This is a genomic window from Spongiactinospora sp. 9N601, assembly GCF_044326295.1.
In the GTDB taxonomy this organism is placed as follows: domain Bacteria; phylum Actinomycetota; class Actinomycetes; order Streptosporangiales; family Streptosporangiaceae; genus Spongiactinospora; species Spongiactinospora gelatinilytica.
The window spans coordinates 178,733-188,708 of sequence record NZ_JBIRBB010000005.1 but is presented as its reverse complement, the minus strand read 5'-3'; the positions used below and the strand labels follow the sequence as shown (position 1 = coordinate 188,708).

The window sequence follows — 9,976 nt, the reverse complement described above, 5'->3', positions numbered from 1 at the left end:
CCGTGTGGGTACACAATCTAGGCACGCGTCCCACCTGCCACGCATGACTACGAAACGCAGTCTTGTGACTCCATTCGGTGATTGACTTCTAACTCTCCGGCAACTGCCGTTGTCGGCGGTCACGGGCGTTCAATTGAACGCGGTCTGTATTCCGCCGATCACCTTACGTCAGGAGCGAGCGTGCCCCCCTCGTCCGCGTCCCGGTCGGCCACGGCGGAGACGGTTCAGGTCACCACCGGCCGCCGCACCGCCTATCTGGTCGTGCTCGTCGTGCTCCCGGTGCTGCTGCTCGCCGCCGCGGTGCCGGCCGCCTGGGGGTGGGGCGTCGGGCCGCGCGATCTGGTCCTCGCCGTGGTGATGTACCTCGTGAGCATCTTCGGCATCGCCATCGGCTACCACCGGCTGTTCACCCACCGCGCCTTCAAGTGCGCGAGGCCGCTGCGCGTCGCGCTCATGCTGGCCGGGGGCATGGCCGTGGAGGGCCCGGTCACGCTGTGGGCGGCCGAGCACCGCCGCCACCACAAGTACGCCGACCGCGAGGGCGACCCGCACTCCCCGTGGCGCTACGGCGACACCGGCGCGGCCCTGCTGCGCGGCATGCTGCACGCCCACATCGGCTGGTTCTACACTGCCCGCCGCCGCTCCAGCAGGCGGCATTGGGTGCCCGATCTGCTCGCCGACCCCGACGTGCGGCGCTTCGACGCCGCCTACCCGGTGGTCGTGGCGGCGTCGTTCGCGCTGCCCGCGCTGGCCGGAGGGCTGTGGTCGATGTCGTGGGCGGGCGCGTGGTCCGCGCTGTTCTGGGCGGGGCTGGTCCGCTACGCGGTGGTCCACCACGTCACCTGGTCGGTCAACTCCGTCGCGCACACCTTCGGCGACCGGCCGTTCCGGGTGCGCGACCGATCGTCCAACGTCCGCTGGGTGGCCTTCCTGACGCTCGGCGAGGGCTGGCACAACTGGCACCACGCCGAGCCCACCTGCGCCCGGCACGGCGTGCTGCCCGGCCAGTTCGATCCGAGCGCCCGGCTGATCCGCTGGTTCGAGCGAGCGGGCTGGGCGCACGGCGTCCGCTGGCCCGACCCGGCCCGCCTGGCCGGCCTCCGCGCCGCCGCACGCCCCCCGCACCCGCCCCCATAAGGGGCGGTCGCGAAAGTTGCGGCCGGATTCGGGTATGCGCCATAGTCTGCGGACCGATCATCACCCGGAAAGGTGTTAGACCGTGGCGGACACCGACGAATACGCGCCCACGTTCCGGCTCGTCGACACCGACGGCGACGGCCGGATCTCGGCCACCGAACTGGCCTCCCTGATGCGCGCCCTCGGGGCGCCCATCACCGGCGAACGCGCCGCCGAGGCCGTCCGAATGGTCGACGCCGACGGCGACGGCCTGATCTCCCTGCCGGAGTTCGCCGCCTTCATGGTCGGCCACCGCCTGGCCTGACCCTGGGCTCGGCGGGTTTGGCCGAGGGTTCCGGGGTTAGGCGGGTGGGCATGCGGAATGCGACTCTGGGCCGTCATGTCGTGGCGGGGGCCGCCGCGGGGGCGGCCGGTACGACGGTGCTCAACACCGTGACCTACCTGGACATGGCGCTGCGCGGGCGGCCCGCGAGCGGGCTGCCGGAGCAGGCGGCGGGCGTACTGGCCGATCGGGTGCACGCCGACCTCGGCGATGGCGAGACGGCCCGTAACCGCAGGGAGGGCCTCGGGCCGATGCTCGGCATCGCCGCCGGTGTGGGGGTCGGCGCGGCGTACGGCCTGTACCGGTATCTGACCGGGCGGCGTCATCCCCGCCCGCTCGACGTCGGCGCGGTGGCCGTGCTGGCCTCCGTGGCCGGCAGCGTCCCGCTCACCGCCCTGCGCCTCACCGATCCGCGCACCTGGGGCGCCACCGGCTGGCTCAGCGACGCCGTACCCCACCTGGCCTACGCCCTCGCCACCGTCGCCACCTTCGATCTCACCCGCCGATAGGGCTCCTCGAAGGCCGCCGCCACGGCGGGCCTTGGCGTGTCGTCGCGCCTGATGCTCACCTTCCCGGCATCACGCGGCCACTCCACTCTTAACTTGCCGTCATGCGCCGTGGTCAGTTTCGGGTTGTCGGTCGATCCCCAGGATTGAGGAGACCCGTGTTCCGGCGACTCGTCCTTGCCATCACGACCACCCTGACCACCCTCATCGTCCTCGCGGGGCTCGCCGTCCCCGCCACCGCCGCCTCCGTCGTCAACGTGGCCCACCGGGGCGCGTCCGCGTACGCCCCCGAGAACACCATCGCCGCCTTCGCGCTGGCCCAGGACCAGCGCGCCGACATGTTCGAGCTGGACGTCCGCGAGACCAAGGACCACCGGCTGGTCCTCGTGCACGACGCGACGCTCGCCCGCACCACCAATGTCGAGAGGGTCTTTCCCGGCCGGAGCCCGTGGGCGGTGCGGGACCTGACGCTGGCCGAGATCCGCAGGCTGGACGCCGGATCGTGGTTCTCCGCCGACTACGCCAAGGAGCGGGTGCCCACGCTGGGCGAGGCGCTGAGCGCGATGGACGGCAGCGGCCTCGGCCTGATGCTGGAGATCAAGGAACCCGGGCGCTACCCGGGGATCGAGACCCGCGCGGCCCGCGAGTTACGCCGCCACGGAGCGTGGCTGAAGCCGGGCAGGCTGGTCGTCCAGTCCTTCGACTGGGACTCCATGCGGAGGTTCCACCGGCTGCTGCCCGGCGTCCCCGTCGCCCTGCTCGGCACCCCGGCGACCGGGCGGCTGGCCGCGCTCGCGGAGTACGCCGACATGGTGAACGTCCCCTACGGCGACCTCACCCGCGACTACGTCAGGCGCGCCCACGCCCGTTCGCTGAAGGTCTTCGCCTGGACCGTGGACGACCCGGCGGCGATCCGCCGGCTGATCTCCTACAAGGTGGACGGCATCGTCACCAACAAGCCCGACCTGCTGTAGGGGGTCCGGGAAGGGCGGCTCCGCCCCACCCTCCCCGGACGATCAGTGGGCGATCGTGGCAGATCGTGGACGATCAGCCCGCGTCGGCCGCGGCGATCATGGCGGCGGCGATCAGGTCGAGATCGTCGTCGCCGGTGACGTACGGCGGCATCGTGTAGATCAGGTCCCGGAACGGGCGCAGCCACACCCCGTGCCGGGCCGCGGCCCTGGTCGCGGCGGCCATGTCCACCTCGTGGCCGAGCTGGACGACGCCGATCCCGCCGAGCACCCGCACGTCACGGACGTGGTCGAGCTTGGCGGCCGGGGCCAGGCCGGTCCGCAGCCGCGCCTCGATCCGGCGTAGCTCCGCCCGCCAGTCCTGGCCGAGCAGCAGCCCGAGCGAGGCGTTGGCGACGGCGGCCGACAGCGGGTTGCCCATGAACGTGGGCCCGTGCGCGAGCGCCGGGAACTCGCCGCGCCCGATCACCTCGGCCACCTCCGAGGTGCAAAGGGCCGCCGCCATGGTGAGGTAGCCCCCGGTGAGGGCCTTGCCGACGCACATCACGTCGGGCGAGACCCCCGCGTGATCGGCCGCGAACAGCTCGCCGGTCCTGCCGAAGCCGGTGGCGATCTCGTCGAAGACCAGCAGCACACCGTGCTCGTCGCAGAGCCGGCGAAGTACGCGCAGGTAGCCGGGGGAGTGGAAGCGCATGCCCCCGGCGTTCTGGACGACCGGCTCGACGATGATCGCGGCCAGCTCGTGCGCGTGCCGTTCGATCAGGCCGGCCAGGTGGGCGACGTAGCCGGGGTCGGGCTCGGCATCGAACCCGGCCGGCGGGACGTCGGCGAAGACCTGCCGGGGCAGTACGCCGGTCCACAGGCTGTGCATGCCGCCGTCGGGGTCGCAGACCGACATGGGGTGGAAGGTGTCGCCGTGGTAGCCGCCGCGCCAGGTCATCAGCCGGTGCCTGCCGGGCCGGCCGAGCGAGCGCTGGTACTGCAGGCACATCTTGGCCGCGACCTCGACCGAGACCGAACCGGAGTCGGTCAGGAACACGTGCCGCAGTGGCTCGGGGGTGATGTCCACCAGGGTCGCGGCCAGCCGTACGGCGGGCTCGTGGGTGAGCCCGCCGAACATCACGTGACTCATCCGCCCGAGTTGGTCGCGCACCGCGGCGTCGAGCACCGGGTGCCGGTATCCGTGGATGGCGCTCCACCAGGAGGACATGGCGTCCACCAGCTCGGTGTGCCCCTCGACCGGCTCGGCGGGCCGCAGCCGCACGCCCTCGGCCGAGTCGATGAGCAGCGGCGTGTGCCGGCCGGGCATCGGGCCGTAGGGGTGCCAGACGTGCGCCCGGTCGAGTTCCAGCAGGTCGCGGGTGCGGTCACGCATTGGGCGGCAGGTCCGTTCCGGCGCCGCGGCGGCGTATCGCCACAAGGTCGGCCCGGCCCCCTGGCGGGGCCCCCGCCGGGGCGGGCTCGGCGACGGGGACGCCCGTGCGGTGCTCGGGCAGTGTGGTCGTCCCGGCCTCCTCCACCTCGAAGCCCGCGTCGGTGATCATCTCCAGGTCGGCCTTGCCCGCCTGGCCCTCGCTGGTCAGGTAGTCGCCCAGGAAGATCGAGTTGACGATGTGCAGCGCGAGCGGCTGGAGGGTGCGCAGATGGATCTCCCGGCCCGCCGACAGCCGCACCTCGACGTCGGGGCAGATGAACCGGGCCAGCGCCAGGATGCGCAGGCAGCGCTGCGGGGTCAGGTGCCACTGCTCGCCGAGCGGCGTGCCCTCGAACGGGATCAGGAAGTTGACCGGTACCGAGTCGACGTCCAGCTCGCGCAGCGCGAAGATCACGTCCACCAGGTCAGCGTCGCTCTCGCCCATTCCGGCGATCAGCCCCGAGCAGGCGGAAAGCCCCGCGTGCTTGGCCTTGCGCACGGTGTCCACCCGGTCGTCGAAGCCGTGGGTGGTGCAGATGTCGGCGTAGGTCTCCTCGGAGGTGTTGAGGTTGTGGTTGTAGGCGTGCGCCCCGGCCTCGCGCAGCCGCTCGGCCTGCCGCTCGGACAGGAAGCCCAGGCACGCGCAGATCTCGACGTCCTCGTTCTTGTCCTTGATCGCGGCGATGGTGGCGGCGACCCGTTCCACGTCACGGTCGGTCGGCCCGCGCCCGCTGGCCACCAGGCACACCCGCTTGGCCCCGCCGGCCACCCCGGCGTGCGCGGCCTCGGCGGCCTCGCCCGGCTTGAGCCAGGTGTAGTTCAGCACCCCGGCCTTGGAGCCGAGCCGCTGCGAGCAGTAGGAGCAGTCCTCGGGGCACAGCCCCGACTTCAGGTTGACCAGGTAGTTGAGCTTGACCCTGCGGCCGAACCAGTGCCGCCGGACCTTTCCGGCCGCGGCCACCACGTCGAGTAGTTCGTCGTCGGTGGTGGCGAGTACGGCCAGCGCCTCCTCCCGGGTCGGCGATTCACGGCGAAGTCCCTTGTCCACGAGCGTGTTCAACAGGTCCATGGGATCGATCATCGTTCGCCGCCCGGCCTCCGGCCAATGAAGGATCCGCACAAGCCGTGCAGATCAAAGTTTGTGCGGTCCGTACGGCGGCGGGGCCGACCCCCGCCCCTGCGGCCCGCCTTGCCCACGGGCCCGCCGCCCCCGCGAAGTCCTTGACTTGACAACGGTGTGGTAAATCGGACCGACACAAATTGTCATTACTGTCGGTCGAGCTTGAGGGCGCTCCGTGGTGACACAGGGTGATTTAGCGGTCGAGTCCTGGTATAGGTTGCCTTGTGGATCTTTGAAAGGTTTACCGGGAAATGTAACGGACCAGTAACGGTCTGCGGGCTCGCACAACTTATGCCCCATAGCTCCCATCCATCTGGCTACGGTCTTCTCTTGTGTCTCTTGACCATGGCCATGGACTGTCTTTGACATTTCATGACCTGACGTTCGACCGGTGCGTGGCGCAAGGAGACCTGACCCACGTTCGCCGTAGACGATGTGAGAAGGAGCAAGATTGAACACCCGAGCCAAGCGCCTGGCCCTCCCCCTCGGAGGCGCACTGCTCGCCACGGCCGTGGTCGGCGCGTCGCTCGCCACCACGGCAGAGGCGAAGCCCGGCCGCAAGACCGTCTCGCTGGCCTCTGCCAAGAGCGCGCAGTCGGTGGCGAAGTTCTGGACGCCCGCCCGCCTCAAGGCGGCCCAGCACTACACGGAGGACTCTGACGCCTCCGGTAGGTTCAAGACCTCCCGCAAGGCCGGCGCCGACGGTTCGCCCGGCCTGATCGCCCCCGACGCCGGCAACCGCTCCGCGGGCCGCTCCAAGAACGTCAACCTCCCCACCACCGTGGGACGGGTCTTCTTCGCGGTCGGCGGCCAGTTGTACTACTGCTCGGCGTCGGCCATCGAGTCGAAGTACGCGAACCTGGTCGCCACCGCGGGCCACTGCGTGTACGACACCGACCGCAACCAGGCCGTGGACAACTTCGTCTTCGTCCCCGGCTACCACGAGGGCAAGGCCAACTGGGGCATCTACGTGGGTGCGAAGTTCCACACCCACTACGACTTCGCCAACTTCGAGGACTACGACCGCGACTACGCGTTCGTCAACGTCTACAACGGCGTGAAGCCGGGTCGTCGCCACTGGGAGGACGCCGGTCGGCTCAGCGACCAGGTGGGCGGCCAGGGCTTCGCGTGGAACCAGCCGGTGGGCAAGAACGTCTACCTGTTCGGCTACCCGACCGCGTCGCACCCTGACGGCGACCGGCCGTACAGCGGCGAGACCATGAAGTACTGCTACGGCAAGACCTACCCGGGTCCGGCCGTGCCGAAGTACAAGGTCGATGAGGGCGTCGCCGTCAAGTGCGCCTTCACGCCCGGCTCCTCCGGCGGCCCGTTCATCCAGCAGTACAGCAGCAACAAGCGGGTCGGCTACATCAACGGTGTGGTGAGCCTCGCGCTCGACACCGACGCCAACAACCGCTACGACCGCATCTCCAGCCCCTACTTCGACGGCGAGACCGCCGCGATCTACCGCTACGCCTCCAACCTGTGGACAGGGAAGCTGCCCTGGGTCAGGTAAAGGGATTGCGCGTCTTGGCGCGCTGAAGGGGCCCGGCCATCGGCCGGGCCCCTTCGTCATGCGCGCTGTCAAGCTCGACCCGGGGGCTCACTATATCCTGCTTACCAGGATATAGTGGTTTCATGAACCGAAGAGCGATGACCGAACCGGCGTTCCTGGTTCTGACCGCGCTGGTCGGCGAGCCGCGCCACGGCTACGGCATCGTGCGCGAGGTCGAGGAGCTTTCCGGCGGCCGGGTGCAGTTGAAGATCGGCACGCTGTACGGCGTGCTCGACCGGCTGACGGACGACGGGCTGGTCGAGTTCGAGCGCGAAGAGGTGCAGCAGGGCCGGCTGCGCCGCTACTACCGGCTCACCGAGCCCGGCGCCGCCGCCCTCGCGGCCGAGGCGGCCCGGCTGGCCGGGCACGCCGAGGCCGCCCGCGCCCGGTTGCGGGCCCGGCAGGCATGGGGGACGGCATGAGCCTGCTCGAAGACCGCTACCGGCTGACGCTCCGCCTGCTGCTGCCGCGCGCCTACCGCGCCGGGCGCGAGGACGAGATGGTGGCCGCCTTCCTCGAAGGATCCGCCGGGCTCACCGACGAGCACAACGCCCGGCCCCGCTGGTCGGAGATCGCCAGCGTGGCCGCGCTCGGCGTGCGGGTCCGCCTGGGCGGGCCGGGCGCGCCGCCCCGTTACCTGCTCTGGGGCCGGGTGGTCAGGCAGGTGGCGGTGTTCGGGCTGTTCTACCACGCGATGATGGGGGTCGTGGGCCTCGCTGATTTCCGGCAGTGGGCCATGGGCGACCCGATCGACGTCCTCTTCGAGGTGGGCGGTCTGTTGTGGTTCGCCGCGTATGCCGTGCTGCTCCGCGGCGGGGCGGGCTTGGCCAAGATCCTCGCGGGGGTCGCCCTGGTCTTTGTACTGGCCGTCGTGTGGCGCGACCCGCTCTCGGCGGCCCTCACCCTCCCGCTTTACGCGGTGCCGGTGTTCGCCCTGGCCGCCGGGTTCCACCGCGACGCCCCCAAGCCTCGGTCGCGGTGGGCGCTGGTCGCGCTGCCCGCCGTGCTCGGCGTGCCGGCCTGGGTGGCCTTGGAGACGGTCGGGAAGGCGAGCCTCGCGCCGAAGATCGACCTGTCCGTGTGGTCGCTGGTCTGGCCGTGGCTCGACCCGGTGGGGCTGGCCTGCCTGGCGCTGCTCGGCGCCACGGTGGTCCATCTGGCGTGGGGCGCCCGCCGCTCTCCCTTCCACTCACTGGCGCTGGCCGTCCTGGCCGTCCCGATACTGATCGCCCGGGTCCATTACCTGCTGTTCCAGGGGACCGACCCGATCACCCAGACCATGACCGCCGTGCAGGCCGGTCAGTGCGTGGCGCTGGCGCTGGGGGCGGTCGCGCTCATCGCGCTGGGCGCGCGGGCGGTCCCGGCGTCGCCGTGACCGGCTCGCCCGCCGCACCGAACCACGCCGCCAGCGCCTCGGCCAGCCCGTCCGGCGTGTCGCCCGCCCACGCCACGTAGCCGTCCGGCCGGATCAGCACGGCACGCGCAGGCGGTCGCGCGCATCCGGCCGTGACGACGTCCACCCGGTCCCGCCAGGGACCGGCGACCTGCCGCAGGTCCGCGTCATCGGCCAGGTCGAGCAGCACCGGGCGGGCGGCCCACATCAGCCCGGCGACCCCGCGTTCCTCCCCTGTGGGCATGGTCAGCCGCAGTTCGGGCACCACCCGCCCGGCGAGCGGGTGCGGAGCCGCGCCGGTCATCGCGTAACGCACGTCGGCCCCGCTCATCAGCTCGGCCACGTGCCGCAGCGGGCGCTCGTACGTCAGCAGCTCGGCCAGCAACCTGGGGATCGCGGCGTCGGCCACCGCCTCCTCCATGCGCTCCAGCTCGGCCTGGGCGCGGGTCTGGAGCATGGTCCGTGCGGCGGCGTGCCCGCGCTCGGTGTCGTAGGACGTGAGCAGTCCCTCCGGCGCGCCGCCGCGCAGCGTCGCGGCCAGCTTCCAGCCGAGGTTCAGCGCGTCGGTCATGCCCACGTTGAGCGCCGCGCCGCCCGCCGGGAACAGGTGCGCGGCGTCTCCGGCCAGCAGTACCCGCCCGGCCACGAACCGCTCGGCCACCCGCGCCTGGCTGGTCGTGCGGGACAGCCAGATCGGCTCGCCCAGCGGCACCTCGCCGCCGAGCACCCGGACCATGGCGGCCTGGACGTCGGCGAACGTCACCGGCGCGTCGTCGTCGTACCCGCCGGGGGGCGGGGCGTTCTCCCGGACGGCGGCCACGTGGACGCCGGGATGCAGCGAGGTGACGGTGACCCGGCCGCGCGGGGTGCGGTTCCAGCCGGGCCGAAGCCGGCCGTAGCCGGGCACCTCGATGTCGGGGGCCTCGTAGAGGTCGCCGGTGGCCTCGGTGGCCCGGAAGTGACCGAGCAGCACCACGCCGGGATCGGTGGTGCCGGGGAAGCCGATCCCGGCCAGCTCGCGCACCGGGCTGTTCGCGCCGTCGCAGCCGACGGCGTAGCGGGCGCGCAGCCGGTAGGTCCCGTCCGGGCCGTCCACGGTCAGGGTGACGGCTTCGCCGTCCTGGGACAGGGCGGTCATCCGGTGACCGCGCCTGATCTCGGTGTCCAGCGCGGCGGCGCGATCGGCGAGCACCCGCTCCAGTCGGGGCTGCTGGATCAGCACGACGTCCAGCGGGAGGTCATCGCCCAGCCGGGACAGCTCCAGCGGGATCTGGGCGAAGGGGAACGTCGGCACCTGCCCGAAGTACGGGCTGCCCTCGCGCACCGGCGCGAGCAGTCCGCGGTGGTCGAGCAGGCGGACGATCTGGCCGCCCAGCCCGTTGGCCTTCGGGGTGCCGGACGGCTCGGGCCGCCGTTCCAGCACGATCGGACGTACGCCGGCCAGCCGGAGTTCGCAGGCCAGCAGCAGCCCGGTCGGCCCGGCGCCGACGATCACGACATCGGTGTCCATGGTTCGCCTCCAGATCGGTGAGGGGCTGTCAGGCTAGGTTGACAAAAC

The 9,976-nt window shown here is 71.7% G+C and carries 10 protein-coding genes; 7 read left to right on the top strand and 3 right to left on the bottom strand.

Going from position 1 to position 9,976, the window contains the following annotated elements:
- The first annotated feature begins 180 nt into the window (after positions 1-180).
- The 4 genes from ACH34R_RS13245 to ACH34R_RS13230 all read left to right on the top strand — a co-directional run bounded on the left by ACH34R_RS13245 (position 181) and on the right by ACH34R_RS13230 (position 2,939).
- Positions 181-1,137, top strand: a complete 957-nt coding sequence (locus ACH34R_RS13245) for an acyl-CoA desaturase (protein ID WP_397561673.1) — start codon at positions 181-183, stop codon at positions 1,135-1,137.
- A gap of 82 nt (positions 1,138-1,219) precedes the next feature.
- Positions 1,220-1,441, top strand: a complete 222-nt coding sequence (locus ACH34R_RS13240) for an EF-hand domain-containing protein (protein ID WP_397561672.1) — start codon at positions 1,220-1,222, stop codon at positions 1,439-1,441.
- 50 nt (positions 1,442-1,491) lie between these two features.
- Positions 1,492-1,968, top strand: a complete 477-nt coding sequence (locus tag ACH34R_RS13235; RefSeq protein WP_397561671.1) for a hypothetical protein — start codon at positions 1,492-1,494, stop codon at positions 1,966-1,968.
- 155 nt (positions 1,969-2,123) lie between these two features.
- Positions 2,124-2,939, top strand: coding sequence for a glycerophosphodiester phosphodiesterase (locus ACH34R_RS13230; protein ID WP_397561670.1), 816 nt, complete (start codon positions 2,124-2,126; stop codon positions 2,937-2,939).
- Positions 2,940-3,012: 73 nt separating this feature from the next.
- On the opposite strand, the gene ACH34R_RS13225 is transcribed toward ACH34R_RS13230, so the two are convergent.
- A complete protein-coding gene (locus ACH34R_RS13225) occupies positions 3,013-4,311 on the bottom strand; it encodes an adenosylmethionine--8-amino-7-oxononanoate transaminase (protein WP_397561669.1) in 1,299 nt (432 codons plus the stop codon).
- The gene (gene bioB / locus ACH34R_RS13220; protein ID WP_397561668.1) at positions 4,304-5,419 is read right to left on the bottom strand and encodes a biotin synthase BioB; all 1,116 of its coding nucleotides are present in this window, start codon (positions 5,417-5,419) and stop codon (positions 4,304-4,306) included. The genes ACH34R_RS13225 and bioB overlap by 8 nt, the downstream gene beginning before the upstream one ends.
- A gap of 502 nt (positions 5,420-5,921) precedes the next feature.
- Here bioB and ACH34R_RS13215 point away from each other — a divergent pair.
- The 3 genes from ACH34R_RS13215 to ACH34R_RS13205 all read left to right on the top strand — a co-directional run bounded on the left by ACH34R_RS13215 (position 5,922) and on the right by ACH34R_RS13205 (position 8,400).
- A complete protein-coding gene (locus ACH34R_RS13215) occupies positions 5,922-6,986 on the top strand; it encodes a trypsin-like serine peptidase (RefSeq protein ID WP_397561667.1) in 1,065 nt (354 codons plus the stop codon).
- Positions 6,987-7,108: 122 nt separating this feature from the next.
- Entirely contained in the window at positions 7,109-7,447 is a 339-nt protein-coding gene (locus tag ACH34R_RS13210) for a PadR family transcriptional regulator (RefSeq protein ID WP_233507991.1), read from the top strand.
- Positions 7,444-8,400 (top strand): hypothetical protein, encoded by a 957-nt coding sequence (locus ACH34R_RS13205; RefSeq protein WP_397561666.1) that lies wholly within the window; start codon positions 7,444-7,446, stop codon positions 8,398-8,400. Before ACH34R_RS13210 ends, ACH34R_RS13205 begins: the two co-directional genes overlap by 4 nt.
- Here the strand turns inward: ACH34R_RS13205 and ACH34R_RS13200 are convergent.
- Entirely contained in the window at positions 8,360-9,928 is a 1,569-nt protein-coding gene (locus ACH34R_RS13200) for an FAD-dependent oxidoreductase (RefSeq protein WP_397561665.1), read from the bottom strand. The genes ACH34R_RS13205 and ACH34R_RS13200 overlap by 41 nt on opposite strands.
- Between the last annotated feature and the right edge of the window lie 48 nt (positions 9,929-9,976).